Source organism: Streptomyces sp. NPDC004647, assembly GCF_040609575.1.
GTDB lineage: Bacteria > Actinomycetota > Actinomycetes > Streptomycetales > Streptomycetaceae > Streptomyces.
Genome location: NZ_JBEXKU010000029.1, coordinates 15,724 through 42,239, shown reverse-complemented (window position 1 = coordinate 42,239; position 26,516 = coordinate 15,724). Strand labels below are relative to the sequence as shown.

Genomic DNA, 26,516 nt, shown 5'->3' with positions numbered 1-26,516 from the left:
GCCAACGCCTTGGAGCGCGCTCGAAGCAAGGGGCGACCCGCAGCGGCGACGAGAGTGTTGGCTACCGGAAACGCCCCGGGGACCGGGGAGGGGCTGCTCGTGCGCGACCTTTTCCTACTTCGGGGCCGGCGCGTACGGGCTGCCTACGTCCCACGCCTGGTGCATCGCGTCCGCGAAGGCCGCGGCCAGGCGGTGCTCGCCCGAGGCGTTCGGGTGGGTGCCGTCGTAGGTGTCGTGGTCGAGGTGCCAGCCGTCCGGGCGGGACGCCAGCAGCAGCGGCGATGCCGGGGTGTCGAGGTCGGCCACCGCCTTCGCCAGCAGCTCGTTGAAGCGTTCGCACTCCGCGGCGAAGGGCTCGTCCGACAACGCGCGGATGTTCGGTATGACGGGCAGCAGCACCATTCCTATCCCCGGGTTCGCCTCCCGCGCCTCCGCGATGAAACGGCGGACATCGGCCGCCGTCTGACCGGCGTCGGAGTAGAAGCCGAGGTCGATCAGGCCGAGCGAGACGAGCAGCAGGTCGGCACGGTGACCGGCGACCGCCTCGCGGATCAGCGGAGCCATGTGCAGCCAGCCCTCCCCCCAGCCCGCGAGGTGGCGGCGGGCATGCTGGGGGAAGTCCGGGTCGGCGTAGTCCTGGGACCCGGCGGCGTGGGCGGCGTCGCCGGTGTGCCCGGCGTCCGGGCCGGCGTCGGCGGACGGGTCGTGGAGTCCGCTGCGCGGCCCCACTATCCGGTGCGGCCCCCCGGACTCGCGGTTGAGGTGCTGCCACATCCGGTAGCGCCAGGTGTGCTCCCCGGCGCTTCCGATGGTCATCGAGTCGCCGACGAACATCACCAACATGCCGCGTCCAAGCGGTGGACCGCCTCGGGAATCTTCATGGGACGAGATCATAAGGATGGCGCGCCGAGAGGTCCGGGCAGCCCCCGGCTTGCTGCCGAGGAGCATGAACACAGTCCGACGAGCCGGGCGTACGAGCACCGGTCGTTCGGGCACTCGGGTACGCGGGTGTTCGGGCACCTGGGGGCTCTGGGGCTCCGGGCGCTCGGGGCTCCGGACTCCCCGTCTCCCGGGCACAGGTCATCGACACCTCCGCGAACCCTGTTCCAGCAGAGGAATGTGCCCGCTTTCATCACAGGGGGAAACCACGACCACGCATTACAGGGAGCAACGCACGGACGGGACGGACGCCAGGCCGTTGCTTTCATTATCGACCCCGGCGACCAGGCTGTCGCGGCGAGCGCAAATACGGCCGGGGGACCGGTAATTCACTACCCCGGTGCCGCTGTTGAGGATGAACCCAGTCGAGTTACCCTGGAATTGCCGGGCCGACCGATCAAGCTGACAGCGGAGGTCGGCATGGATGTCACGGTAGGAACGTTCAATCTCAACAATCTGTTTTCGCGCTTCAACTTCCGCGCTGAAGTCTCCAGCGTTCAACCGGCGGAGAACGGCGAAGGACTGACGGGCAGCTACGTGTTCGACGACCCCGAGCAGGTGCGGCTCCGCACCTACAAGGGAAAGCTGGTCAAGGGCAAGGACCCCGAGGACCAGAAGAGCATCGCCGAGCGGATACTCCGGATGGATCTCGATGTGCTGGCCGTTCAGGAGGTCGAAGACATTGACACGCTGCGGTTCTTCGCCGCTCAGCAGCTCGGCCATGCGTACCCGAACCTGACCCTCATCGAGGGCAATGACCCCCGGCTGATCGATCTGGCCGTGCTGTCAAAACTTCCGATAGGCGCCGTAACCTCCTGGCAGCATGCGGCCCATCCGAAGCTGCACACCGAGCGCGTATTCAGCAGGGACTTGCTGGAAGTCGAAATCCTGGATCCCCGCGACCGGGACCGGCGGCTGCTCACGATATTCAACAACCACCTCAAGAGCCAGTTCGTCGAACCAGGGCATTCACCCGAGCTGGGCGCGGCCGCGAATGACGAACGTCGTCGCCTTCAGGCGGAGACCATTGCCCATATCGTCTCCGCGAGGTCCCGCCCCGACGGGCGTTTCCTGGTGCTGGGCGATATGAACGACACCCCGGATGCGCCGACTCTCTCAGCGCTGGGTCACTCCTCGGAACTGTCGTTGACCGAGGGCCTCTCCCATCCGGTCGAGACACGCGAACCAAAAGCGGACGTTCCTCCTCCACCGCCGTCGGGGTCGTGGACCCACCGGTTCAAGGAATCCGGTCAGCCGGCCAAGTACGAACTGTTCGACCAGATCTGGCTGAGCAGGAACCTCGTTTCGCGTCAGAAGGGCGCGTTCATCGACCGGCGCACCCGGCACGGCGGTGACGGCAGCGACCACGATCCCGCCTGGGTCGTCCTCGACCTCTAGCGTTCCGCTCCCGGTCCGGACCAGGCGGCTCGGCCCCGCACCGCGTGGGTGCCGCGTCGGTACCGTGTCGGCGGACGGGCACAAGGGGCTGATGCGGACGCGGCCCGGCCCGCGGCCTGAAGCGGGCCACCCCCGCCAGGTGGCAGTCTTGGGGCATGCGTTCGCTTGCACGCGGCCTCGGCGCCGCCGCCCTGGTCGTGCTTGTCGCCGCCGCGCCCGCGGCTGCCGGCGACAACGACTCCCCGTCCTCCTTCACCATCGAGGACCCCCGGATAACGGAGTCCAGCGGCCTGGCCGCCAGCCGCCTGCACCCCGGGATCTTCTGGACGCACAACGACAGCGACGACGGCCCGTACGTCTACGCGGTCGACAGCGCGACGGGCCGAACCGTCGCGACCGTCACCCTCAGCGGCATCCAACCGCGCGATGTCGAGGCCATCTCGGTCGGCCCCGGCGGCCGGATCCATGTGGGCGACATCGGTGACAATCTGGGCGGCAGCTGGTCCGAGGTGTGGATCTACCAGTTCCAAGAGCCGAAGGAACTGCGGAACACCACGGTCACGCCGGTCCGCTACACCGTCCAGTACGACGGCGGCCCGCGTGACGCCGAGTCGCTGATGGTCCATCCGAAGACCGGCCGGGCCTACATCGTCAGCAAGCACGAGGAGGGCGGCGGCCTGTACCGCGGACCGAAGGAGCTCTCCGCGTCCGGTGTGAACACCTTCGAACGGATTGCCGACATCGATCTCTGGGCGACCGACGGGGCGTTCTCGCCGGACGGCACCCGGCTGGTGGTGCGCAGCTACTTCTCGGCGGCCGAGTACGGCTGGGAGGGCGGTCTGCCGGAGCGGATCGGGCAGCCGAGCCTGCCGATGCAGCGCCAGGGCGAGTCGGTCACCTTCTCCCCGGACGGCCGTGCGCTGATGTACGGCACGGAGGGCGCGCAGAGCCGGGTGACGCGGGTCGAGCTGCGGCGAGAACTGCTGCCGGACTCTGTGGCGGCGGAGGCCGGTGTGAAAGGCGGACCGTCCGGCAGAGAGGACAAGGCGGACGAAACGGGCGGCGACCGGGACCGCAACCTCCTCATGGGCGTGCTGACGTTCGCCGCCGCGACGGGGCTGGTGATGGGGCTGCGCAAGGTGTTCCGGCGCCGCTGAGGGCGCCGCGCGGCTGCCGGCCGTCCATGGCGCGACAGCTACCCGCTGCCCGCCGAGCTCCTCTCCGCGGAGCGCGGCGGCTGTTACGCGCCCGGCTCCTCCTCGAGCAGCCGCACTTCGTAGTGCAGCGTCTTGTCCCGCAGGAGCTTGTGCGCCGCCGGGACCAGATAGCGCTGCACCAGCGGGTACTTGCGGCCGATCAGATAGGCCGCGTGCGCGTTCTCCTCGCTGCCCTGGTCGAGCAGCCGCACCCGGGCTTTCAAGGTCGGCCCGGTCGGTTTTCCGCGGCGGGTCGAGGGGGCGACCTCCACCTCGGGGAAATTGCGCATCCGCTTCGCCTTGCCCGACTTGGCGAACGTGCGGATGTACGCGTGGTCGCCGTCGACGGCGATATGGACGGGCGTCCCGACGGTCGAGCCGTCCCGCTTGCGCGTGGTGAGCAGAATGCAGCCCTGTTGCACGAACGGTGCGAGTCCTGGAGTGGCCATGCCTCCATGGATGCATACAGCGGCGCACCCGTCATCCGGAGCGGTGTCCGATGAAGGTCTCAAGGCCGTCGAGCAGGCGCTGCAGGCCGAACTCGAAGGTGGCCTCGCTGTGTCCGGTGAAGGCGTCCTCGTCCAGTGCCGCGAGCAGCGGATAGCGGCCGGTGTTCATGGCCTTCTCCAGGATGGGCGCCTGGGCGTCCCAGAAGTCCTTGTCGCTGACGCCGGTGCGCTGCTCCGCCCGTACGGAGTTGACGTGGCCGCGGGCCAGCCCGTGGACGTAGCCCTCGATGAGCGTCAGGACGGTGATCTTCTCCCGGTCGGAGAGCGCGGCGTCCTGGATGCCGCCGAGGGAGATCTCCAGCCCGGCGAGGGCATTGGGCCCCAGGACGGGCCGGGCCTGGTCGACCAGGAGCAGCCAGGGGTGCTGGGTGTACATCTCCCAGATGCCGTGCGCGATGAGGTCCAGGACGCCTCGCCAGCCGAGGTCCGGGTCGTACTCCGTCGTATCGCCCACGTCGTTGACCTTGTCCAGCATCAGGTCGAGCAGTTCAGCCTTGCCGGGGACGTAGCGGTAGAGCGACATCGTGCCGGCGCCGAGCTCGGTGGCGACGCGGCGCATGGAGACGGCCTCAAGTCCTTCGGCGTCGGCGACGGCGACCGCGGCCGTGACGATCCGGTCGAGCGTGAGGCCCGGTTTGGGGCCGCGGGCGGGTTTGCCGCCGAAGTCCCAGAGGAGCTCCAGGCTGCGGCTGAGGTCGCCGCTTCCGGTGTGTTCTGTCGTCGTCATGGTGTCCCCCATCCTAAGCGGCCGCGAAAAAAACTGGGTACGCCGTACGCGAAATCGAGTACGCTGTACTCAGTTTGGAGGGGAGTCCATGAACGACACAACGGATACGGATCACGCGGTCCTCGCCGAGGGCCTGCAGAAGCGGTATGGGGACAAGCGCGCGCTCGACGGCTTCTACCTCGCCGTGCGCCGCGGCACCGTCCACGGGCTGCTGGGGCCGAACGGCGCGGGCAAGACGACAGCGGTGCGGATTCTGTCCACCCTCGTCCGGCTGGACGGCGGGCGGGCACAGGTTGCGGGCCTGGATGTGATGCGGCAGCCGCGGGAGGTGCGCCGGAGGATCGGGCTGACCGGGCAGTACGCGTCGGTGGACGAGATCGTCACCGGGCGGCAGAACCTGGCGATGTTCGGGCGGCTCTTCCACCTGGACAAGCAGCAGGCGGCGCGGCGGGCCGACGAGCTGCTGGAGCAGTTCGCGCTGACGGACGCCGCCGACCTGGGCGTCAAGGGGTACAGCGGCGGTATGCGCCGACGGCTGGATCTGGCGGCGAGCATGATCCTCGCCCCGGAGGTGCTCTTCCTGGACGAGCCGACGACCGGTCTCGACCCGCGCGGGCGCAACGAGGTGTGGGAGGCGGTGCGCTCGCTGGTCGCCGGGGGCACGACCGTACTGCTCACCACGCAGTACCTGGACGAGGCCGACAAGCTCGCGGACCGCATCGCCGTCATTGACCGCGGGCGGATGATCGCGGACGACACCCCGGCCCGGCTCAAGCGCGAGATCGGCGGGGACCGGATCGAGGTGGTGGTCCAGGAGGCCGCCGGTGTTCCGGCGGCGGTCAAGGTCGTGGCTCGGGTGACCGACGCCGAGCCGGAGAGCGACCCGGAGGACCGGCGGGTGACGGCGCCGGTGGCCGACCGGGTGGCTGCGCTGACCGAGGTCGCGCGGAGCCTTCAGGACGAGGGGATCGGCGTCGAGGACATCGGGGTCCGGCGCCCCACCCTCGACGAGGTCTTTCTCCGGCTGACCGGGCACCGCGCGGAGGAGCCGCAGGAGGCGGAAGAGACGGAGAAGGTGGAGCAGGGGGGCGTGGCGGCATGAGCACAGCAGTGGATGGACCGGCAGCGGATGCGCCGGCCGTGGACGTACAGGCCGTGGACGGGCCCGAGCGGCGGCTGTACTGGGCGGTCGCGGACTGTATGACCATTGTCAGGAACGAACTCACCCACCTGCGGCGGCAGCCCTCCAACATTGCCTGGCAGCTGGGCTTTCCGATTGTGTCGGTGCTGTTGTTCGTCTATGTCTTCGGCAGCGCCATGGAGGTGGGGGGCGAGGTCGACTACAGGGATTACGCGCTGCCCGGCATGTTCGCCATGACCATGTCGTCCGGCTTCATGAACACCGCGATGATGGTCGCCATTGGCAAGGAACGCGGCATCCTGGACCGCTTCCGCTCCATGCCGATGGCGCCCTCCGCGGTGGTGAGCGGCCGCGGTGTCTCCGATGTTATCGGCGCCTGCCTGGACCTGGTGGTGCTGGCGGTGATCGCCCTGGCTGTCGGCTGGCGGCCCGACGGCAGCCTCATCCAGGCGCTGTCCGCTTTCGCGCTGCTGATCCTGCTGCGGTTCTCACTGATCTGGGTCGGGGTGTTCCTCGGCCTTCTCGTCCCCAACCAGGAGGCCGCGGGGAACCTTTTCGCCCTGGCCTTTCCATTCGGGATGATCTCCAGCGTCTTCACTCCGCCGTCGCAGATGCCGGACTGGCTGGGCACCGTCGCGATGTGGAATCCGGTCTCCTCGACGGCGAATGCGATCCGGGGGCTTTTCGGCAATCCGATGCCGGGCGGCGGCAGTTGGATCGAGGAGAACGCGCTGCTGATGGCGGTGGTCTGGCCCATCGTCATCACGCTGGTCTTCCTGCCGCTGGCGGTGCGGAAGTACCAGAACCTGAGCCGCTGATACGGGAACGGGCTCCGGCGCGAGTGCTGAGCGCTGCCGGGGCCCGTTGCCGTACGCACCCCGGTGCGCGGCGGATGTCAGCTCAGAGCTTGTCGACCACGTAGTCGATGCAGGCGGTGAGCGCCTCCACATCGACCGGGTCGACGGCCGGGAACATCGCGACCCGCAGCTGGTTGCGGCCCAGCTTGCGGTACGGCTCGGTGTCCACGATGCCGTTGGCGCGCAGCGCCTTGGCGATCGCTGAGGCGTCGACGTCGTCGGTGAAGTCGATCGTGCCGACGACCTGCGAGCGCTTGGCCGGGTCGGTCACGAACGGCGTCGCGTACGGGGCCTTCTCCGCCCAGCCGTACAGCCGCGACGAGGAGCTCGCGGTCCGCTCGACGGCCCAGTCCAGGCCGCCGTGCCCGTTGATCCAGTCCAGCTGGTCGGACAGCAGGAACAGGGTCGCCAGCGCCGGGGTGTTGTACGTCTGGTTCTTCAGGGAGTTGTCGATGGCGGTCGGCAGCGAGAAGAACTCCGGGACGTGCCGGCCGGACGCGTGGATACGGGCGGCACGCTCCAGGGCGGCGGGGGAGAAGACGGCCAGCCACAGGCCGCCGTCCGCCGCGAAGGACTTCTGCGGGGCGAAGTAGTAGACATCGGTCTCGTGGATGTCGACGGGCAGCCCGCCGGCACCGGAGGTCGCGTCCACCAGTACGAGGGATCCCTCGTCGGCGCCCGCCACGCGCTTGATGGGTGCGGCGACACCGGTCGAGGTCTCGTTGTGCGTGAGCCCGTACACATCCACGCCCGCCTCAGCGCGCGGATCCGGGTGCGTGCCCGGGTCGGAGGTGATGACGGTCGGCTCCGCCAGCCATGGCGCGAGCTTCGCGGCCTTGGCGAACTTCGACGAGAACTCGCCGAAGGAGAGGTGCTGCGACTTCTGCTCGATCAGGCCGTAGGTCGCGATGTCCCAGAAGGCGGTGGAGCCGCCGTTGCCGAGGACCACCTCGTAACCGTCGGGCAGGGAGAACAGCGCGCGGACCCCGTCCCGCACCCGGCCGACCAGGTTTTTCACCGGGGCCTGGCGGTGGGACGTGCCGAGCAGAGAGCTACCGGTGGCCGCCAGGGCGCTGAGCGCCTCCGTACGCACCTTGGACGGGCCCGAGCCGAATCGACCGTCGGCGGGCTTGATGTCAGCGGGAATCTGGATCTCAGCCACGGGGGAAGCCTAATCCGTCCGGACGGCGCGTCCGGACCCCCGTCCACCGGATGAGACGCGCGCTGCCCGTCTGGCGAGCCACCGCGGCGGAGCCTGGGGCTCCGGATGGCCCCGTGCGGAGGGAGCCGCTTTCGGCGGAGCGCGGCGTTCGCAGCGGGGCCGGCGACACCGGTGGTCCCCTTCGGCCACACGGGCGGGGACGAGGTCCCGATGGTCCCCTTCGTATGCACGGGCGGGGACGAGGTCCCGGTGGTCCTCTTCGTATGCACGGGCGGGGACGAGGTGCGCCCCCGGCCCCGGCGGCGCCCGCTCCTGGCCAGTACCTCGGCGACTCCGCCGTCCCGGCAGCGGTCGGACCTCCCCCGACGTCTCCGGGATCTTTCAGCGCTCCGGCGGGTGAGGGCGGCCGGGTTTCGGGCAGGCTGGGCGCATGGACACTGGGATCTCCCGGGATGCGGCCGCCGCGCTGCGCGCACAGGTGCGCGGCGAGGTCTCCTTCGATGCCGGCAGCCGGGCGCTGATGACCATGGACGCCTCGAACTACCGGCGGGTGCCGGACGCGGTCGTGGTGCCACGCGACGCCGACGACGTCGCGGCCGCGCTCGCCGTCTGCCGCGAGTACGGGCTGCCGGTGCTGCCGCGCGGTGCCGGGACGTCGATCGCCGGGCAGGCGACGGGCGTGGGCGTGGTGCTGGACTTCACCCGCCACATGGACCGCATCGTCTCGGTCGATCCGGAGGCGCGGACGGCCGTCGTCCAGCCCGGAGTGATCCTCGACGACCTGCGGGCGGCAGCGGCCCGGCACGGGCTGACCTTCGGCCCCGACCCCTCCACGCACAGCCGCTGCACGCTCGGCGGCATGATCGGCAACAACTCCTGCGGCTCGCACTCGGTCGCCTGGGGGACCACGGCCGACAACGTGCACGAGCTGGACGTGCTGGCCTACGGCGGCGAGCGGGTGCGGCTCGGCCGTGGAGAGGACCGTACGGCGGGTCTTCCGGCGCGGCTGCGGGACGGGGCCGAGGCCCTGGTGTCCTCCCGCCTCGCCCTGCTCCGCACCGGCTTCCCCGAGCTGCCGCGCCGTATCTCCGGCTATGCGCTCGACTCGCTGCTGCCGGAGAACGGCCCGGACTGGGCGCGGGCCTTCACCGGCAGCGAGGGGACGCTCGGCGTGCTCACCGAGGCGACCGTACGGCTCGTGCCGTCGCCCCACGCGCGCGTGCTCGCGGTGCTGGGCTACGAGGACGAGAGCGCGGCCGCCGACGCCGCGCACACCGTGCTGCCGTACGGGCCGCTCACCGTCGAGGGCATGGCTTCCGATCTCGTGCCGGGCATGGCGGCGGAACGGCTGCCGAAGGGCGGCGCCTGGCTGTTCGTCGAGATGGGCGGGGACACGGCGGGCGAGGCGCGGGCAGCGGCGGAGGGGCTGTGCCGGGCGGTCGCGGACGGCACCACGGACCGCGCCGTGGTCACCGGCCCGGCCGAGCAGCGCGCGCTGTGGCGTATCCGCGAGGACGCCTCGGGCACGGCGACCAGGCTGCACCTTCCGGGCGCGGAGGTCAGCAGCGAGGCGTGGCCCGGCTGGGAGGACTGCGCCGTGCCGCCGGCCCGGCTGGGCGGCTATCTGCGCGACTTCCGCGGGCTGATGGCGCAGCACGGGCTGCGCGGCACGCCGTACGGGCACTTCGGCGACGGCTGCATCCACATCCGGATCGACTTCGACCTGCTCAGCGAGGAGGGAGTGCGGCGCTTCCGGGACTTCTCGTACGACTTGGCCGGACTGGTCGTCGAGCACGGCGGCTCTCTGTCGGGGGAGCACGGCGACGGCCAGGCGCGCGCGGAGCTGCTGCCACGGATGTACGGGCCGGACATGGTCCGGGCCTTCGAGGACTTCAAGGACCTGTGGGATCCCTCGAACGGGATGAATCCGGGCATGCTCGCCCGGCCGCACCGGCTCGACGAGAATCTCCGCTTCGAGGTGCTGCCCAGGGAGCCGGTGGATGTCGCCTTCGGCTATCCGCAGGACGGCGGGGACTTCTCGGCCGCTGTCCGAAGGTGCGTCGGCGTCGCCAAGTGCCGCAACACGTCGGTAACGGGCTCGCAGGTGATGTGCCCGTCGTTCCGGGTGACGGGGGAGGAACAGCACTCCACGCGCGGGCGCGCGCGACTGCTGCACGAGATGCTCGCCGGCGAGGTGGTGCGCGACGGCTGGCGTTCCGAGGAGGTCCACGAGGCGCTGGACCTGTGCCTGAGCTGCAAGGGGTGCCGCAGCGACTGCCCGGTGGGGGTGGACATGGCCACGTACAAGGCGGAGTTCCTGCACCACCACTACGCGGGCCGGGTGCGGCCCGCGGCGCACTACGCGATGGGATGGCTGCCGGTCTGGCTGCGGGCCGGGGCGCCGGCCGCACCGCTGCTCAACAGGCTGGCCGGGGCCGGGCCGCTGGCCGCGATGGCGAAGCGGGCCGGCGGGATCGCGCCCGAGCGGACGATCCCCGAGCTCGCACCGGAGCCGTTCACCCGCTGGTGGCGCAAGCGCGCGAAGGCGGCGCGGGGCTCGGGGAGCGAGGCGGGTGCGGCATGGCCGGGAGAGGGCGCTCGGGCGCCGGGATCGGGGCAGGGGCAGGGCTCCGACTCGGATCAGGAGCGTCGCCCCACCGTCGTCCTGTGGCCGGACACCTTCACCAACTACCTCTCCCCGTCCGCCGGAACGTCCGCCGTGGCGGTGCTGGAGGCAGCCGGGCTGCGTGTGGTCGTACCGCCGAAGCCGGTGTGCTGCGGGCTGACCTGGGTGTCGACCGGACAGCTCGGCCGCGCGCGCAAGGTCATGCGGCGCACGCTCGATGTGATGGCCCCCGCGCTGGACGCGGGCCTCCCCGTGGTCGGCCTCGAACCGAGCTGCACGGCCGCGCTGCGCACCGACCTTCCGGAGCTGGCCGGCGAGGACGACCCGCGGGCGGCGCGGCTGGCCGCGTCCACCGTCACCTTCGCCCAGGCTCTCGACCAGTACGCCCCGGACTGGCAGCCGCCGCATCTGGACCGCCCCGTTGCCGGTCAGACGCACTGCCACCAGCACGCGGTCCTCGGCGACGAGGCGGAGCGGAAGCTCCGTGAACGGGCGGGACTGACGGGCGGGCTGAGCGGCGGCTGCTGTGGACTGGCGGGCAACTTCGGCTTCGAACGCGGCCACTACGAGGTGTCGGTGGCCTGCGCGGAGGAGCAGCTGCTGCCTTCCGTTCGCGGCGCGGCGCCGGACGCGGAGATCCTGGCGGATGGCTTCTCCTGCCGTACGCAGCTCGCCCAGCTGGGCGAGCGCAAGGGCCGTCACCTCGCCGAGGTGCTCGCCGAAGGGCTGTAGCCGCGCCGGCGCGCGACACGGTCTTCCGTCGGCTGCGGCGGGCGCGCAGCGACAGCCTTCGCAGTCGGCGAACCTCACCCTGGGCAGCAACGTCGCGGACAGCTGCTGCTGGGCTGCTATTGCCTGACCCCGCGCAGCAAAACGGCCCCTTGCTCCTCCGGGAGGCCAGGGGGCGCTTTCGTGTTCATCATGGCTGCGCACGCCGACGATCGCGGGTTTCCTCGTTCTGCTGGAGGCGCGCCCTTCCCCGCCGCTACGGTGCGAAGCATCCTGGTAACTCAACCGGCTCGGAAGGGCGGACACCGTGGCACGCAGGCTTCGCATGGTCGGTACGAACTCCGGCAACAACGGATGCCCCACGCTCTACGAGGTCGAGGATTCCGGCGACTACCTCGTACAGGGCGACGCCGTAACCGACCCCGCCGAGCTGGCCCAGCTACGTAACGTCAAGCCCGGCGAAGGCTTCGTCACCGTCCCCCGCGAACTCCTGGCCAACTTCGGCCCGAAGGAACCCGTACACGTGCCGCAGTTCATCAGCTTCGACGAGTTCGACGGCATGTTCGAGACCTTTGCGCACAGCGCATGGCGGCTGGAGACCCGCCGTCGCTACGCCTCGGATGAGGACACCGACACCTATCAGCAGTTCGCCCGCGGCGAGAGGGTGGCCTGGGACCTTGAGGACCCATGGTGCGTCTCGCGCCGTCAGCAGTCCGCGCAGGGCAAGCGGTTCGAGCGGGTGCGCATCGTGGACAGCCCGGCCACCCCGGGGCAGCTCTACCTCCTCGACAACGCCCGGCGGAATGCGGCCGTGGGCGAGGACATCCGCAATCTCGCCCGGAGCGACGCCGACAGTCTGCGCCTGCCGGCCGAGGACTTCTGGCTGTTCGACTCACGCGTCGTGGCGCTTCTCCACTTCGACCAGGGCGACGGCATGACCGGCGTCGAGTTGGTGACCAACCCTGTCGACGTCCTGCGGTACTGCCAGGCCCGCGATGCTGCCTGGCACCTCGCGAAGCCTCACGGTGAGTTTGCAGCGCAGGTAACTTCGACCGTGTGACGACCGATTTCCAGCAGGCTCGAGTCTCCCTCGGTGCGCGGTTGCGCGAGCTGCGCACCGAGGCCGGGCTCACCGGCCGGGACCTTGCCGAGCGGCTCGGCTGGACACAGTCGAAGGTGTCGAAGCTGGAGACCGGCAGGCAGACCGCCACGGTCGAAGACCTCAGCGCGTGGGCTGAGGGCGTCGGACACCCCGAAGCCACTCCAGAGCTCCGCGCCCGGGTACAGGGCCTCGAATCACGCTCCAGGTCCTGGCGCCGTCAACTCGCCGCCGGCCACCGTCCGGTGCAGGACATTCTCAGCGTCGAGTACGAGCGCTCCAGCACCCTCCGGGCATGGGAAGGCGCGATGGTCGTCGGCATGCTCCAGACAGCCGACTACGCCCGGCACGTCTTCACCCGGTACGCCGACCTCCACCAGTCCGTGCGGGACACCGAGGCAGCCGTCCGCGCCCGCCTGCGCCGCCAAGAGACGCTGTACCAGCCGGGCCGCACCTTCCATATCGTCATGGGGGAGGCAGCGCTCCACACGGCGATCTGCCCGCCGTCGGTACTGGCCGCCCAGCTCGACCGGTTGTCCGGTGTGTTTGGTCTCGACACGGTGTCGCTGGGCATCGTGCCCTTCGGCGCCCCGGTGAAGATCCCCCCGGCCAACGGCTTCTGGATCTATGACGAGCGGCTCGTCATCGCCGAGGACTGGCACGCTGAACTGTGGCTGGACGATGCCGAGAACGTCGCCCTGTACCTCAAGGTGTGGGAGCTGCTGAGTAGCTCGGCCGTGTACGGGCCCAAGGCTCACCGCCTCATCACCCGCGCGAGGGCACAACTCGACCTCGCGTGAGCACATCGGAGAATCACCGGACGAGGCCGGAGAATATTCGAGAATCAGGCGCGCCTCTGATTCGAGGACTTTTCTACGGTCCTGTTCATGGGCACAGGGACACACAATCCGCGGCCTGAGTGGCTGCCACCCAGACACGTCCTCGATGCGGTCCGCGCCGGCCGCTGGTGGGACGCCATCGCTGTCGAGGGCGACACCGGGCTCCGGCTCGTCGAGCTGCTGCGCGCCGCAGTCGACGGGCCCATCGGGCCGGTTGTCTGCGACCCGCTCGGCCCGGTCCGGAAAACGTACTTCCTCGTCCCGCCGCACACCTCCGACCGGTGGACGGTGCCGGGCACCGAGGCACTCGGGGAGTGCTGCTACGTCGGCATGCCAGGCAGCCTCGACGCGGACACCAGTGGCGTGCACTGGCTCGAACCGCCCAGCTCCTGTACGCCCCGGCTCGTCCGCCCACAGTTACTGCGCGAGCTGCTCGCCGAACTACGGGCCGCCGCGTGAACGCCGCCGGCGCTGTGTGGCTCGCTCACTCCGCACCCCAACCCGCGGGCGTCCGCCGCGCGTGGGCAAACGACAACCTCGCCGCGATCCCCTCCCGGCTGTGGGACGTCGTCGAGGCGGACCTCAGGCGCAGCCTCGACGCGATGGAGCGCCTCGGCCGTACCGGCCAACTCGGCCCCGTCCTGGTCCACCCCGACACGCAACGCGCATGGTGGCTCGTCACCCGCGGCGCAGAGCAGCAGCTCGCCGACTGGGCCACGCTCACCGTGCGGCCCACCGGATGGCTGCTGCACTGCCCACCCCTCGACCGCCCGGTGTCGGGCCGCGGCTGGCTGGAGAAGCCGGACGGCTCCGGACGGCTGACCGACCCGGCCGCCCTCGGCGCCGCCTTCGGCCCCGGCGGCAGACTCCCGGCGGAGGCCTTCGGATGACGAACCAAATCTGCGTGCGCTGCCAGACCTCCACCGACAAACCGGTCCTGGTACGGGACGAACACGGGGCGACCGGCCCGGGACGCAGGCACTACGCCTGCTCCGTCTGCGCACCGCACTTCCCCCGGCAGCTGTCGCCCATGGCGGCCTTCGAGATGGCGCGCGCCCCCGGGAATGAGTACGCGCCCCCGTGAGCGGGACCGCGGGCGGGACGGCGAGCCACCCACCGTCGGCGGTCCCCATAGATCCCCGCCCCGGCCGCGCGGTCCCAACCAGAGCGGCCGGGGCGGGTCCACCCCCGAAGCAAGACCAACCATCGGAGGGCACATGCCAACTTCCACAGAGCGACTGGCATTACACGCCGGGGCTCGGAGCCTCATCACTGACGCCGAGTTCGCCGACGTCACCGCCACCGTCCAGGACAACAACCCGGACATGGCGGCCGACGTCGCCGAGCGCATCGTCGAGGAGGCGCTCAAGTTCATGGCCGCTTGCGCCGTCACTCGCGGCGGCGGGCTGAACCCGTCTCGGGTGGTCGATGAGGGCTGGCACGCCCTCATCCTCCACACGGGCGTCTACGCCCGCCTGTGCGAGCGACTCGGCCGGTTCGTCCACCACGTGCCCGAGCGAGCCGACCCCATCCGGCACGACCCGGCCGCGCTCGACCGCACGCAGCAGGCCATCGTGGATGCCGGGTACGAGCCGGATCTCACGCTGTGGCCGGCGCCGACCGACGAGTCGATCCCCGTCTCGGCCAACTGTGAGCACTCCCCGCCGGGCCCCAACGGCTCATGCACCGGCGACTGTTCCAACAGTGGCCCGAACTGACGAAGCGGTGACGGGCAGGGCACCGCGCTTCTACCATCGTCACAGGAGGTGGTCAGCGTGGCACAGTGGGTCAATCCACAGTGGTCTGATCTCGTGCAGTACGTGCAGAAGCTCCAGGCCCCCAACCCCAGGCCCGGCAACGCTTGTCGGTGTACCAGGCGCCGCGGAATGACGGCCACCGTCATCGTCGACAAACACGGGACTCGCTACACGGTCCCGTGCCGCCGGTGTGGCGGAACGGGTATCGCTTCATAGCGCGCCTCGATCTGCCCCGGCTGTCGCTCCCCCCGTGGCGGATGGCCGGGGCCCTGCCGACCAGTAACGCGATGGACACCCTGGCCCGGATGTAGCGTCATCGGACTGCACCCGATTGACCCGGCATGCCGCATCGTCGCAGGTCGAAGCGGGTCAACTGATCCGTTCGGGTCCCGTTGCCCACCCTTGTTGATCAAGTCCGGGCGGCGATGGAAGTCCGGATCGACCACCGGGCGAGGGGCTGCCGGGTGAAGCCTGCCCGTCCGGCGGCGACATCGTCACCTACGGCGCGGTCCGCGCCGCGCCGTGCGTAAAAAATAATGCAATCACGCTTGATTGTTTCTTCGCTCGCTGCCACGCTCTGAGGAATCGGGACGCTCTGACGATGCGTCAACCGGCGAAGGGAGCGCACCCGTGTCCGACCCCGGAGACGTGCTCGACGATCTGCTCAACGAGGGCGACGAGCTCGACGGGCTCGTGGCCGGGCTCGCGCCCGGGAGATGGGCCGAACCGACCCCCGCGCCCGGGTGGACCATCGCGCACCAGATCGCGCATCTGGCGTGGACCGACGAGCAGGCGGTGCTGGCGGCCACCGACCCCGAGGACTTCAACCGGCAGGTCGAGAAGGCGCTGGCCTCGCCCGGCACTTTTGTGGACGAGGCCGCCGAGCGGGGCGCGGCGGCGCCGCCCGCCGAGCTGCTGGAGCGATGGCGGGACGGGCGTCTGGCGGTGCAGTGGGCCCTCTCGGAGCACCCGTGGGACGTACGGCTTCCCTGGTACGGGCCGCCCATGAGCGTGGCGTCGATGGCGACCGGGCGGCTGATGGAGACCTGGGCGCACGGGCAGGATGTCGCGGACGCGCTGGGAGTGGAGCGGGTGCCCACGGCCCGGTTGCGCCATGTGGCCCGGATCGGGGTGCGGGCGCGGAACTTCGCCTTCGCCGCGCGGAGCCTGGAGGCGCCGGCGGAGGAGTTCCGCGTCGAACTCGCGGGGCCGGACGGGGAGATCTGGACCTACGGGCCGGAGGACGCCGCCCAGCGCGTGACGGGCCCCGCACTCGACTTCTGCCTGCTGGTCACCCAGCGCGCGCACCGCGCCGATCTTGCCGTACGCGCCGAAGGGCCGGACGCCGACCGCTGGCTGGACATCGCCCAGTCCTTCGCCGGCCCGCCCGGCCAGGGGCGCGAGCCCTCCGGCGGGACTGCCGCAGCGACGGCCGGGGGCGGCGCATGACCCTGCGCGTGGGCAACGCCTCCGGCTTCTACGGCGACCGTTTCGAGGCCGTACGGGAGATGCTCACCGGCGGACAGCTCGACATCCTCACCGGGGACTACCTCGCCGAGCTGACCATGCTGATCCTCGGCCGCGACCGCGCCAAGGACCCTGCCCTGGGCTATGCGAGAACTTTTCTCCGCCAGCTCGAGGAGGGTCTCGGTCTCGCCGCCGACCGCGGAGTGCGGATCGTCACCAACGCGGGCGGCCTCAATCCGTCCGCCCTCGCCGGCGCCATCCGCGAGCTGGCCGAACGTGTCGGCGTACCCGTACGCGTCGCTCATGTCGAGGGTGACGACCTGCTGGACCGCGGCTGGGGCCCGGGAGTCCTCACCGCCAACGCGTACCTGGGTGGCGCGGGCATCGCCGAGTGCCTCCGCGCGGGCGCCGATGTGGTGGTCACCGGGCGGGTCACGGACGCCGCCCTCGTCACCGGGCCCGCCGCCGCCCACTTCGGCTGGACGGAGCGGGACCGGGACGCCCTCGCCGGAGCCGTGGTCGCGGGCCACGTCCTGGAGTGCGGGGCCCAGGCGACGGGCGGCAACTACGCGTTCTTCACCGACCACGACGTCCGCCGGCCCGGCTTCCCGATCGCCGAGATCAACGCCGACGGCTCCTCGGTCATCACCAAGCATCCGGACACGGGCGGCGCGGTGACGGTGGGCACGGTCACCGCACAACTGCTCTACGAGACCGCCGGCGCGCGCTATGCCGGACCCGATGTGACCGCCCGTCTGGACACCGTCAGGCTCACCTCGCTCGGACCGGACCGGGTCGGCATCGACGGCGTACGCGGCGAGGCGCCGCCCCCGGCCCTCAAGACCGGCCTGACCCGCATCGGCGGCTGGCGCAACGAAGTCGTCTTCGTCCTCACCGGCCTGGACATCGAGGCCAAGGCCGCTCTCGTACGGGACCAGATGGAGCGTGCCCTCGCCAAACGCGGCCCGGCCGAGGTCCGGTGGACCCTGGCCCGTACGGACCGGGCCGACGCGGAAGTCGAGGAGGAGGCGAGCGCGCTGCTGCGTCTGGTGGTGCGCGACCCGGACCCCGAGGCGGTCGGAAGAACCGTGAGCAGCGCGGCCGTCGAACTCGGCCTGGCCAGCTACCCGGGCTTCCACCTCACGGCCCCGCCCGGCAAGGGCGCCCCGTACGGAGTCTTCGAAGCCGTCCACGTCGACGCGGACATCGTTCCGCACGCCGCGGTTCTGCCGGACGGCCGCCGGATTTCCGTACCCTCGCCCGCGGTGACCAGCCAGCTCACCGAGGTCGAACAGCCGCCGCTGCCCGAGCCGTTGCCCCCGGGCCCCACGCGCCGGGCGCCGCTGGGTCTGGTCGCCGGAGCGCGCAGTGGGGACAAGGGTGGCAGTGCGAACGTCGGCGTCTGGGCGCGCACCGACGACGCGTGGCGATGGATGGCCCATCATCTGACCGCTGACAGATTTCGTCATCTGTCACCCGAAGTGCGTGATCTGCCAGTTGAACGCCATGTACTCCCCAACCTCCGCGCGCTCAACTTCACCATCGACGGTCTGCTCGGCGAAGGCGTCGCCTCGCAGGCCCGCTTCGACCCGCAGGCCAAGGCCCTGGGGGAGTGGCTGCGCTCCCGCCATACGGACATCCCGGAGGTGCTGTTGTGACCGTGCTCGCGTCCGCTCTCGACCTCACGAGCGCCGAATACACCGCCCATCGCAAGGCGATGCTCGGCAAGCTCGCCGACCTCGAGACCGAGCATGGCAAGGCGGCGGCCGGAGGGGGCGAGAAGTATGTCGCCCGCCACCGGGAGCGCGGCAAGCTCCTCGCCCGTGAGCGGGTCGAGCTGCTGCTCGACCCCGACACGCCCTTCCTCGAACTGTCCCCGCTCGCCGCCTGGGGCAGCGACTACCAGGTCGGTGCCTCGCTCGTCACCGGGATCGGCGTCATCGAGGGCGTCGAGTGCCTGATCACCTCCAGCGATCCGACCGTACGCGGCGGAGCCAGCAACCCCTGGACCCTCAACAAGGCCCTCCGCGCCAACGAGATCGCTCTCGACAACCGGCTGCCGCTGGTCAGCCTCGTCGAGTCCGGCGGTGCGGACCTGCCCAGCCAGAAGGAGATCTTCATCCCCGGCGGGGCGCTGTTCAAGGACCTCACCCGCCTCTCCGCCGCCGGTATCCCCACCCTCGCCGTCGTGTTCGGGAACTCCACGGCCGGCGGCGCGTACATCCCCGGCATGTCCGACCACGTGATCATGGTCAAGGAGCGCTCCAAGGTCTTCCTCGGAGGCCCCCCGCTGGTCAAGATGGCCACCGGCGAGGAGAGCGACGACGAGTCCCTCGGCGGCGCCGAGATGCACGCCCGTACCTCCGGCCTCGCCGACTATTTCGCGCTGGACGAGCCCGACGCTCTCCGTCAGGCCCGCCGCGTGATCGCCCGGCTCAACTGGCGCAAGGCTCACCCCGAAACACCGCCCGCGCAGCCCCCCAAGTACGACGAGGACGAACTCCTCGGCATCGTCCCCGGCGACCTCAAGGTCCCCTTCGACCCGCGCGAGGTGATCGCCCGGATCGTCGACGCCTCGGACTTCGACGAGTTCAAGCCTCTCTACGGTCCGAGCCTGGCCACCGGCTGGGCGAGCCTGCACGGCTACCCGGTCGGCATCCTCGCCAACGCCCAGGGCGTCCTGTTCAGCGCCGAGTCCCAGAAAGCGGCCCAGTTCATCCAGCTCGCCAACCAGCGCGACATCCCGCTCCTCTTCCTCCACAACACCACGGGCTACATGGTCGGCAAGGAGTACGAGCAGGGCGGCATCATCAAGCACGGAGCGATGATGATCAATGCGGTCTCGAACTCGCGCGTCCCCCACCTCTCCGTCCTCCTGGGCGCCTCCTACGGCGCCGGGCACTACGGCATGTGCGGCCGGGCGTACGACCCGCGCTTCCTGTTCGCCTGGCCCAGCGCCAAGTCGGCCGTCATGGGCCCGCAGCAACTGGCCGGCGTCCTCTCCATCGTCGCCCGCGCCTCCGCGGCGGCCAAGGGCCGCCCGTACGACGACGAGGCCGACGCCACCCTCCGCACCATGGTCGAGCAGCAGATCGAGTCCGAGTCCCTGCCGATGTTCCTGTCCGGACGGCTCTACGACGACGGTGTCATCGACCCGCGCGACACCCGCACCGTCCTCGGACTGTGCCTCTCCGCGATCCACAACGCCCCCGTCGAAGGCGCCCGCGGCTTCGGCGTCTTCCGGATGTGAGGCAGAAATGACCCCGCACCCCCGTATTGCGCGCCCCCGCCTCGCGCACGCCCGTATCGAATCCCTCCTCGTCGCCAACCGCGGCGAGATCGCTCGCCGCGTCTTCCGCACCTGCCGCGAGCTGGGCATCGCCACGGTCGCCGTCCACTCCGACGCCGACGCCGACGCCCTCCACACACGGGAGGCGGACGCGGCGGTACGCCTGACCGGCAACGCGCCCGCCGACACCTATCTGCGCGCCGACCTCATCGTGAAGGCGGCCCTCGCGACGGGTGCGGACGCCGTGCACCCCGGCTACGGCTTCCTCTCCGAGAACGCCGAGTTCGCCCGCGCCGTCACGGACGCGGGCCTGGCCTGGATCGGCCCGCCGCCCGAGGCGATCGAGGCGATGGCGTCCAAGACCCGCGCGAAGGAGCTCATGGCCGCGGCAGGAGTCCCCCTGCTGACACCGGTACGGCCGGAAGAGGCCACCGACGCGGACCTCCCCCTTCTGGTGAAGGCGGCGGCGGGTGGCGGTGGCCGCGGCATGCGCCTCGTACACCGACTCGACGCACTGCCCGCCGAACTGGCGGCCGCAAGCGCCGAAGCCGCCTCCGCCTTCGGGGACGGCGAGGTCTTCGCCGAGCCGTACGTGGAGCGAGGCCGCCATGTCGAGGTGCAGATCCTGGCCGACACCCACGGCACGGTCTGGGCACTGGGCACCCGCGACTGCTCCCTCCAGCGCCGCCACCAGAAGGTGATCGAGGAGGCGCCGGCCCCCGGGCTGACGGAGGAACTGCGCCGCACCCTCCACGACGCGGCCACCGAAGCCGCCCGCACCATCGGCTACACGGGCGCGGGCACGGTCGAGTTCCTCGTCTCCTCCGACGGCCGCCCGTACTTCCTGGAGATGAACACCCGGCTGCAGGTCGAGCACCCGGTCACCGAATGCGTCCACGGCGTCGACCTCGTGGCCCTCCAACTCCGTATCGCCGAAGGCGATCCGCTCCCCGCCGAGCCCCCGGCGCCGGCCGGCCACGCCGTGGAGGCCCGTCTCTACGCGGAGGACCCGGCGCGCGACTGGCAGCCGCAGACGGGCCTGCTCCACCGCATCGACATCCCCGGTTCCCCGGGCCTCCGCCTGGACGCGGGCGTCACCGGCGGTGACACGATCGGCGTCCACTACGACCCGATGCTCGCGAAGGTCATCGCCTGGGCCCCGACGCGCGCCGAAGCGGTGCGCAAGCTCGCCGCCGCCCTGGAACGCGCCCGTATCCACGGCCCGGTCACCAACCGCGACCTGCTCGTACGCTCGCTGCGCCACCCCGATTTCGTGTCCGCGCGCGTGGACACCGGCTTCTACGACCGTCATCGCGCCGCGCTGACGGTGCCCGAGGCCGACCAGGAGGCCGTCCGTCTCTCGGCCCTCGCCGCCGCCCTGGCCGATACGTCGGGCAGGTCCCGCTTCGGCGGCTGGCGCAATGTGCCTTCCCAGCCCCAGTCCAAGGGCTACCGGTCCGAACCCGACGGCACGGAGCACGAGGTCCGCTACCGCCTCACCCGCGACGGACTGGCGGCCGACGACTTCCCCGACGTACGGGTGCTCGCGACCGCCGCCGACCGCGCCGTACTCGAACTGAACGGCGTACGCCGCGCATTCGACGTCGCCACGTACGGCACCCGGATCCACGTCGACTCACCGCTCGGCGCCCACGCCTTCACCGCGCTTCCCCGCTTCCCGGACCCCACCGCGCACACCGAACCGGGCTCGCTCCTCGCGCCGATGCCCGGCACGGTGATCCGGGTCGGGGAGATCGCGGTCGGCGACCGCGTCGAGGCCGGTCAGCCGCTGCTCTGGCTGGAGGCGATGAAGATGGAGCACCGCGTGTCCGCGCCCACCGCCGGCACGCTCACGGCGCTGCACGCGGCCCCGGGCCATCAGGTCGAAGTCGGAGCGCTGCTGGCTGTCGTCTCGGACGACCCGGCGTAGACAGCGCCGCCACCTCGTCACGCCCCTGGCACCGGACAGGGCCCCTGACACCGGACACGGCACGGCACCGCACGCAAGGCACGGCACGGCACGGCACGGCACAACACGGCCCGCACCACCAGGCACGGCACCGCAAGGCACCACCGCACACAAGACACCGCACCGCAAGGCACCGCACCGGATCCCGCTCACGTACCGCCCGCGTACCGCCCGAGGAGGAGCCCCATGAGCCCCGTCATCGAGACCGAGGAGCACCGAGACCTACGCGCCGCCGTGGCAGCCCTGGGCGGCCGCTACGGTCGCGAGTACTTCGCCGCCGTCGCCCGCGACAACAAGCAGACGGACGAGCTCTGGACCGAGGCGGCGAAGCTCGGCTACCTCGGCGTCAACCTCCCCACCGCGTACGGCGGCGGAGGCGGCGGCATCGCGGAACTGTCCATCGTGCTCGAAGAACTCGGTGCCGCGGGATGCCCGCTCCTCATGCTCGTCGTCTCGCCGGCCATCTGCGGCACCGTCATCGCCCGCTTCGGCACGGAAGCCCAGAAGCGGCACTGGCTCCCCGGCCTCTCCGACGGCACCCTCAAGATGGCCTTCGGCATCACCGAGCCCGACGCGGGCTCCAACTCCCACCGGATCACCACCACCGCCCGCCGCGACGGCACCGACGAGAACGCCGACTGGCTGCTCACCGGGCGCAAGGTCTTCATCTCGGGCGTGGACATCGCCGACGCCACGCTCATCGTCGGCCGTACCGAGGACTCGAGGACAGGCAGGCTCAAGCCCTGCCTGTTCATCGTCCCCCGGGACACCCCCGGCTTCTCCCGCCACCCCATCGAGATGGAACTCGCCGCTCCGGAGAAGCAGTTCGAGCTGACCCTGGACGACGTACGCCTCCCCGCCGACACCCTGGTCGGAGACGAGGACGCGGGCCTCCTCCAGCTGTTCGCGGGTCTCAACCCCGAACGCATCATGACCGCCGCCTTCGCCCTCGGCATGGGCCGCCACGCCCTCACCAAGGCGGTGGAATACGCTCGCACCCGCACCGTGTGGAAGGACCCGATCGGGGCCCACCAGGCCATCGCCCACCCCCTCGCCCAGGCGCACATCGAGCTCGAACTGGCGCGCCTGATGACGCAGAAGGCCGCCCATCTCTACGACGCGGGCGACGACCTGGGCGCGGGCGAAGCCGCGAACATGGCGAAGTACGCGGCCGCGGAAGCCGCGGCGAACGCCGTCGACCAGGCGGTTCACACCCTCGGCGGCAACGGCCTCACCCGCGAGTACGGCCTCGCTTCGATGATCACCGCGTCACGGGTCGCCCGGATCGCTCCGGTCAGCCGCGAGATGATCCTCAACTTCGTCTCCCACCAGTCCCTGGGGCTCCCCAAGTCGTACTGATATGCCCCATCCTGGGCGGCGCGGGAAGAGTGAGAGGCGACAAGCGAGCATCGATGGACGAGCAGCAAGAACGAACAGCGAGAAACGGGCAGTGAGCGAGCAGTGAGCAGCGAGAAGGGATCGCCATGGTGTTCCACAGCGTGTACGCCGATGTCCCGGCCGTCGAACTCCCCATCCACGACGCCGTACTCGGCCGGGCAGCCGAGTACGGAGACCTGCCCGCGCTGATCGACGGTTCCGACGGCACCACCCTCAGCTACGCACAACTCGACACCTTCACCCGCCGGATCGCCGCCGCCCTCGCCGAGGCGGGCCTGCGCAAGGGCGACGTCCTGGCCCTGCACAGTCCGAACACCATCGCTTATCCAGCGGTCTTCTACGCCGCGACGCGTGCGGGCGCCACCGTCACCACGATCCACCCGCTCGCCACCGCCGAGGAGTTCGGCCAACAGCTCGGCGACTCCGGAGCCCGCTGGATCGTCACCGTCTCCGTACTCCTCCCCACGGCCCGAAAAGCCGCGGAAGCTGCGGACACGGACATCGCCGAGATCTTCGTCTGCGACGACGCCGAGGGCCACCGCTCCATCCTCGGCATGCTCGCCTCCACCGCGCCCGAGCCGGCCGTCACCATCGACCCGGCCGAGGACATCGCCGTGCTCCCGTACTCCTCCGGCACCACCGGCACCCCCAAGGGCGTGATGCTGACCCATCGCAGCATCGCCACCAACCTCGCCCAACTCCACGCCCTGAACCCCAGCGGCCCCGGCGACCGGGTCCTGGCCGTACTGCCCTTCTTCCATATCTACGGCCTCACGGCCCTGATGAACGCCCCCCTCCGCAACGGCTCGACCGTCGTCGTCCTGCCGCGCTTCGACCTGGAACAGTTCCTGTCCGCGATCGAGCAGCACCGGGTGACCGCGCTCTTCGTGGCGCCACCCATCGTGCTCGCACTCGCCAAGCACCCCGCGGTCGCCGCCCACGACCTCTCATCCCTCGAGTACGTCGTCAGCGCCGCGGCCCCGCTCGACGCCGAACTGGCCGAAACCTGCTCGAGCCGCCTCGGCATCCCGCCCGTCATGCAGGCGTACGGCATGACCGAACTCTCCCCGGGCACCCACGCGGTACCGCGCGGGGAGCAGAACGCGCCGCCCGGGACCGCAGGAAGGCTGCTGCCGAGCACCGAGATGCGGATCATCGGCCTGGACGACCCGTCGAAGGATCTGGGCCCCGGCGCGGAAGGCGAAGTGGTCATCCGCGGCCCGCAGGTGATGAAGGGCTACCTGGGCCGGCCGGACGCGACGGCGGCGATGATCGACACGGACGGCTGGCTGCACACCGGGGACATCGGGCGCGTCGACGCCGACGGCTGGCTCTATGTGGTCGACCGGGTCAAAGAGCTGATCAAGTACAAGGGCTACCAGGTGGCACCGGCCGATCTGGAGGCGGTGCTGCTGACCCACGAACACATCACGGACGCCGCCGTCATCGGGGTCATGGACGGGGACGGCAACGAGATCCCCAAGGCGTACGTCGTCCCGCAGCGGGGGGTGGAGATCACCGCTGACGAGGTCATGGCGTACGTTGCCGAGCGGGTCGCCCCGTACAAGAAGGTGCGCCGGGTCGAGTTCGTGGACGCGGTGCCGCGCGCCGCCAGCGGCAAGATCCTCCGGCGCGAACTGCGAGCCCGCGAAAGGAGTTCAGCGCCCTCATGACCGAAGCACCCAAGGGCAGGGCCGACGCGCCCGTGCACACGACCGAGGCACCCCCGCAACTGGTGCGCCGCGCATCCGCGCGCGGCGTCACCACCCTCACCCTCGACTCGCCGCACAACCGCAACGCGCTGTCCACCCGTCTCATAGGCGAGCTGGGGGAGGCACTGGACGCGGCGGAAAGGGACCCGGACACGCGCGCGGTCGTGCTGACCCACACCGGCAACACCTTCTGCGCGGGCGCCGACCTCACCGAGGCGAGCACGTCCGGCTCACCCACCTCCGGCCCCCTCGCCCTCACAGCGCTCCTCCGCAGGGTCGTCGAGCTGCCGAAGCCGGTCGTCGCCCGGGTGACCGGACACGTACGGGCGGGCGGACTCGGGCTGCTCGGCGCCTGCGACATAGCGATCGCCGGGCCCGGCGCGAGTTTCGCCGTCACCGAGGCCCGGCTCGGACTGGCACCCGCGGTGATCTCGATGCCGCTGCTGCCCCGCCTGGATCCGCGGGCGGCAGGGCGCTACTACCTCACGGGCGAGCGCTTCGACGCGGCGGAGGCGGCCCGTATCGGCCTGGTCACCCTGGCCACGGACGGCGAGGTGGACGAGGCGCTCGGCCCGATTCTCGACGGCCTGCGCCGGGCCTCCCCCCAGGGGCTGGCCGAGGCCAAGCGGCTCACCACGGCGGACGTGCTGCGCACCTTCGACCGGGATACGGAGGACCTGGCCGCGCGGTCCGCCCGGCTCTTCGCCTCGGACGAGGCGCGCGAGGGCATGACGGCCTTCCTGGAACGGCGGGATCCCGCATGGGCGCGGTGACGACCCCCAGCCAGTCCAGCCAATCCGGCCAGTCCAGCCAATCCGGCCGTTCCAACGGGTCCGGCCGGTCCAACGGGTCCGGCGAGGCCAACGGGTCCGGCGAGGCCGACCGGGCAGCCCGGCCCGACCGGGCCAAGCAGGACCGCAGCCCCAAGCAGGACCGCAGCCGCGCCACCCGCCTGCGGCTGCTGGAGGCCGCCGTGGCCTGCCTCGCCGAGCACGGCTGGAGCGGCAGCACGGTCACCGTGGTCGCCGAGCGGGCGGGCGTCTCGCGCGGCGCGGCCCAGCACCATTTCCCGACCCGCGAGGACCTGTTCACGGCGGCGGTGGAGCACGTGGCCGAGAAACGGTCGGGCGCGCTTCGGGCTCTCACCCGCGACCTGCCGCCGCCCGGCTTCGCGCGCACCTGGGTCATCGTCGAGGAGCTGGTGGACCTCTACACGGGCCCGCTGTTCCGGGCCGCCCTCCAGTTGTGGATGGCGGCTTCGAACGAGGAGCAGCTGAGGCAGCGGGTGACGGCCCTGGAGGCGCGCGTCGGAAGGGAGACCCACCGGATGGCGCTGGAGCTACTGGGTGCGGACGAGCGCGGGCCCGGGGTGCGTGAGACCGTCCAGGGGCTGCTGGACATGGGCCGCGGGCTCGGCCTCGCGAACCTCCTCACCGACGACAAGGCGCGCCGCGACGGGGTGGTCGAGCAGTGGGCCCGCATCCTGGACGACGTGCTGCGCCCGCTGCGGTAGCGAAGGGCCTTCTCCTGCCGGACCGAGCCCGGCTACGACCGAGCCCGGCTACGACCGCAACCGGCTGCCATCGAGCCGGTCACCGTCGAGCCCCGGTCACCGTCGAGCCCCGGTCACCGTCGAGCCCCGGTCACCGTCGAGCCCCGGTCACCGTCGAGCCCCGGTCACCGTCGAGCCCCGGTCACCGTC

Annotated in this window: 23 protein-coding genes; 19 read left to right on the top strand and 4 right to left on the bottom strand. The window is 71.0% G+C overall.

Going from position 1 to position 26,516, the window contains the following annotated elements; all coding sequences use genetic code 11:
- Window positions 1-114: 114 nt before the first annotated feature.
- On the bottom strand, window positions 115-843 hold the full coding sequence (locus ABZW18_RS15415; protein WP_356187350.1) for a GDSL-type esterase/lipase family protein: 729 nt from the start codon (window positions 841-843) through the stop codon (window positions 115-117).
- 276 nt (window positions 844-1,119) lie between these two features.
- Here ABZW18_RS15415 and ABZW18_RS15410 point away from each other — a divergent pair, with 276 nt between their 5' ends.
- Complete coding sequence (locus ABZW18_RS15410) at window positions 1,120-2,337, top strand: endonuclease/exonuclease/phosphatase family protein (RefSeq protein ID WP_356187347.1); 1,218 nt, start codon at window positions 1,120-1,122, stop codon at window positions 2,335-2,337.
- Window positions 2,338-2,492: 155 nt separating this feature from the next.
- Window positions 2,493-3,494: a hypothetical protein gene (locus ABZW18_RS15405; protein WP_356187345.1), complete on the top strand. Its 1,002-nt coding sequence runs from the start codon at window positions 2,493-2,495 to the stop codon at window positions 3,492-3,494.
- An 83-nt stretch (window positions 3,495-3,577) separates the two neighbouring features.
- Here the strand turns inward: ABZW18_RS15405 and ABZW18_RS15400 are convergent, their stop codons facing one another.
- A complete protein-coding gene (locus ABZW18_RS15400; protein WP_356187342.1) occupies window positions 3,578-3,982 on the bottom strand; it encodes a PPOX class F420-dependent oxidoreductase in 405 nt (134 codons plus the stop codon).
- Between the two features lie 31 nt (window positions 3,983-4,013).
- Window positions 4,014-4,769: a TetR/AcrR family transcriptional regulator gene (locus ABZW18_RS15395; protein ID WP_356187340.1), complete on the bottom strand. Its 756-nt coding sequence runs from the start codon at window positions 4,767-4,769 to the stop codon at window positions 4,014-4,016.
- Window positions 4,770-4,857: 88 nt separating this feature from the next.
- Between ABZW18_RS15395 and ABZW18_RS15390 the strand changes: the two genes are divergently transcribed.
- On the top strand, window positions 4,858-5,871 hold the full coding sequence (locus tag ABZW18_RS15390; RefSeq protein ID WP_356187337.1) for an ATP-binding cassette domain-containing protein: 1,014 nt from the start codon (window positions 4,858-4,860) through the stop codon (window positions 5,869-5,871).
- A 98-nt stretch (window positions 5,872-5,969) separates the two neighbouring features.
- Window positions 5,970-6,728, top strand: coding sequence for an ABC transporter permease (locus tag ABZW18_RS15385; RefSeq protein WP_356187447.1), 759 nt, complete (start codon window positions 5,970-5,972; stop codon window positions 6,726-6,728).
- A gap of 82 nt (window positions 6,729-6,810) precedes the next feature.
- Here ABZW18_RS15385 and serC read toward each other — a convergent pair whose 3' ends face one another.
- The gene (gene serC / locus ABZW18_RS15380) at window positions 6,811-7,929 is read right to left on the bottom strand and encodes a phosphoserine transaminase (RefSeq protein ID WP_356187334.1); all 1,119 of its coding nucleotides are present in this window, start codon (window positions 7,927-7,929) and stop codon (window positions 6,811-6,813) included.
- A gap of 430 nt (window positions 7,930-8,359) precedes the next feature.
- On the opposite strand from serC, the gene ABZW18_RS15375 reads away from it, so the two are divergent.
- The 15 genes from ABZW18_RS15375 (at window position 8,360) to ABZW18_RS15305 (ending at window position 26,327) form a co-directional block, all read left to right on the top strand.
- The gene (locus ABZW18_RS15375; RefSeq protein WP_356187331.1) at window positions 8,360-11,287 is read left to right on the top strand and encodes an FAD-binding and (Fe-S)-binding domain-containing protein; all 2,928 of its coding nucleotides are present in this window, start codon (window positions 8,360-8,362) and stop codon (window positions 11,285-11,287) included.
- A gap of 304 nt (window positions 11,288-11,591) precedes the next feature.
- Window positions 11,592-12,344: a DUF6879 family protein gene (locus ABZW18_RS15370; RefSeq protein ID WP_356187329.1), complete on the top strand. Its 753-nt coding sequence runs from the start codon at window positions 11,592-11,594 to the stop codon at window positions 12,342-12,344.
- Window positions 12,341-13,183 carry a helix-turn-helix transcriptional regulator gene (locus ABZW18_RS15365; RefSeq protein ID WP_356187326.1) on the top strand — a complete coding sequence of 281 codons (843 nt, stop codon included), beginning with the start codon at window positions 12,341-12,343 and terminating at the stop codon, window positions 13,181-13,183. The genes ABZW18_RS15370 and ABZW18_RS15365 overlap by 4 nt, the downstream gene beginning before the upstream one ends.
- 87 nt (window positions 13,184-13,270) lie before the next feature.
- The gene (locus ABZW18_RS15360; protein WP_356187323.1) at window positions 13,271-13,681 is read left to right on the top strand and encodes a hypothetical protein; all 411 of its coding nucleotides are present in this window, start codon (window positions 13,271-13,273) and stop codon (window positions 13,679-13,681) included.
- Window positions 13,678-14,112, top strand: coding sequence for a hypothetical protein (locus ABZW18_RS15355; protein ID WP_356187320.1), 435 nt, complete (start codon window positions 13,678-13,680; stop codon window positions 14,110-14,112). The genes ABZW18_RS15360 and ABZW18_RS15355 overlap by 4 nt, the downstream gene beginning before the upstream one ends.
- A complete protein-coding gene (locus ABZW18_RS15350; protein WP_356187317.1) occupies window positions 14,109-14,306 on the top strand; it encodes a hypothetical protein in 198 nt (65 codons plus the stop codon). The genes ABZW18_RS15355 and ABZW18_RS15350 overlap by 4 nt, the downstream gene beginning before the upstream one ends.
- 133 nt (window positions 14,307-14,439) lie before the next feature.
- The gene (locus tag ABZW18_RS15345) at window positions 14,440-14,940 is read left to right on the top strand and encodes a hypothetical protein (RefSeq protein ID WP_356187314.1); all 501 of its coding nucleotides are present in this window, start codon (window positions 14,440-14,442) and stop codon (window positions 14,938-14,940) included.
- 669 nt (window positions 14,941-15,609) lie between these two features.
- Window positions 15,610-16,428, top strand: coding sequence for a TIGR03084 family metal-binding protein (locus tag ABZW18_RS15340; RefSeq protein WP_356187311.1), 819 nt, complete (start codon window positions 15,610-15,612; stop codon window positions 16,426-16,428).
- The gene (locus ABZW18_RS15335) at window positions 16,425-18,104 is read left to right on the top strand and encodes an acyclic terpene utilization AtuA family protein (RefSeq protein ID WP_356187309.1); all 1,680 of its coding nucleotides are present in this window, start codon (window positions 16,425-16,427) and stop codon (window positions 18,102-18,104) included. The genes ABZW18_RS15340 and ABZW18_RS15335 overlap by 4 nt, the downstream gene beginning before the upstream one ends.
- Window positions 18,101-19,696: a carboxyl transferase domain-containing protein gene (locus tag ABZW18_RS15330; protein ID WP_356187307.1), complete on the top strand. Its 1,596-nt coding sequence runs from the start codon at window positions 18,101-18,103 to the stop codon at window positions 19,694-19,696. The genes ABZW18_RS15335 and ABZW18_RS15330 overlap by 4 nt, the downstream gene beginning before the upstream one ends.
- Before the next feature lie 7 nt (window positions 19,697-19,703).
- Window positions 19,704-21,665 (top strand): biotin carboxylase N-terminal domain-containing protein, encoded by a 1,962-nt coding sequence (locus ABZW18_RS15325; RefSeq protein ID WP_356187304.1) that lies wholly within the window; start codon window positions 19,704-19,706, stop codon window positions 21,663-21,665.
- A 225-nt stretch (window positions 21,666-21,890) separates the two neighbouring features.
- On the top strand, window positions 21,891-23,063 hold the full coding sequence (locus ABZW18_RS15320) for an acyl-CoA dehydrogenase family protein (RefSeq protein WP_356187301.1): 1,173 nt from the start codon (window positions 21,891-21,893) through the stop codon (window positions 23,061-23,063).
- A gap of 125 nt (window positions 23,064-23,188) precedes the next feature.
- Window positions 23,189-24,775 carry a 4-coumarate--CoA ligase family protein gene (locus ABZW18_RS15315; RefSeq protein WP_356187299.1) on the top strand — a complete coding sequence of 529 codons (1,587 nt, stop codon included), beginning with the start codon at window positions 23,189-23,191 and terminating at the stop codon, window positions 24,773-24,775.
- The gene (locus ABZW18_RS15310; protein ID WP_356187296.1) at window positions 24,772-25,587 is read left to right on the top strand and encodes an enoyl-CoA hydratase family protein; all 816 of its coding nucleotides are present in this window, start codon (window positions 24,772-24,774) and stop codon (window positions 25,585-25,587) included. Before ABZW18_RS15315 ends, ABZW18_RS15310 begins: the two co-directional genes overlap by 4 nt.
- Window positions 25,584-26,327 (top strand): TetR/AcrR family transcriptional regulator, encoded by a 744-nt coding sequence (locus ABZW18_RS15305; protein WP_356187293.1) that lies wholly within the window; start codon window positions 25,584-25,586, stop codon window positions 26,325-26,327. Before ABZW18_RS15310 ends, ABZW18_RS15305 begins: the two co-directional genes overlap by 4 nt.
- Window positions 26,328-26,516: the final 189 nt, after the last annotated feature.

Bases quoted from the DNA above. Each gene is read 5' to 3' on its own strand.
- ABZW18_RS15415 (WP_356187350.1), bottom strand. From the start codon at position 843: ATGTTGGTGATGTTCGTCGGCGACTCGATGACCATCGGAAGCGCCGGG.
- ABZW18_RS15405 (WP_356187345.1), top strand. From the start codon at position 2,493: ATGCGTTCGCTTGCACGCGGCCTCGGCGCCGCCGCCCTGGTCGTGCTT.
- ABZW18_RS15400 (WP_356187342.1), bottom strand. From the start codon at position 3,982: ATGGCCACTCCAGGACTCGCACCGTTCGTGCAACAGGGCTGCATTCTG.
- ABZW18_RS15395 (WP_356187340.1), bottom strand. From the start codon at position 4,769: ATGACGACGACAGAACACACCGGAAGCGGCGACCTCAGCCGCAGCCTG.
- ABZW18_RS15390 (WP_356187337.1), top strand. From the start codon at position 4,858: ATGAACGACACAACGGATACGGATCACGCGGTCCTCGCCGAGGGCCTG.
- ABZW18_RS15385 (WP_356187447.1), top strand. From the start codon at position 5,970: ATGACCATTGTCAGGAACGAACTCACCCACCTGCGGCGGCAGCCCTCC.
- ABZW18_RS15375 (WP_356187331.1), top strand. From the start codon at position 8,360: ATGGACACTGGGATCTCCCGGGATGCGGCCGCCGCGCTGCGCGCACAG.
- ABZW18_RS15360 (WP_356187323.1), top strand. From the start codon at position 13,271: ATGGGCACAGGGACACACAATCCGCGGCCTGAGTGGCTGCCACCCAGA.
- ABZW18_RS15350 (WP_356187317.1), top strand. From the start codon at position 14,109: ATGACGAACCAAATCTGCGTGCGCTGCCAGACCTCCACCGACAAACCG.
- ABZW18_RS15345 (WP_356187314.1), top strand. From the start codon at position 14,440: ATGCCAACTTCCACAGAGCGACTGGCATTACACGCCGGGGCTCGGAGC.
- ABZW18_RS15335 (WP_356187309.1), top strand. From the start codon at position 16,425: ATGACCCTGCGCGTGGGCAACGCCTCCGGCTTCTACGGCGACCGTTTC.
- ABZW18_RS15325 (WP_356187304.1), top strand. From the start codon at position 19,704: ATGACCCCGCACCCCCGTATTGCGCGCCCCCGCCTCGCGCACGCCCGT.
- ABZW18_RS15320 (WP_356187301.1), top strand. From the start codon at position 21,891: ATGAGCCCCGTCATCGAGACCGAGGAGCACCGAGACCTACGCGCCGCC.
- ABZW18_RS15315 (WP_356187299.1), top strand. From the start codon at position 23,189: ATGGTGTTCCACAGCGTGTACGCCGATGTCCCGGCCGTCGAACTCCCC.
- ABZW18_RS15310 (WP_356187296.1), top strand. From the start codon at position 24,772: ATGACCGAAGCACCCAAGGGCAGGGCCGACGCGCCCGTGCACACGACC.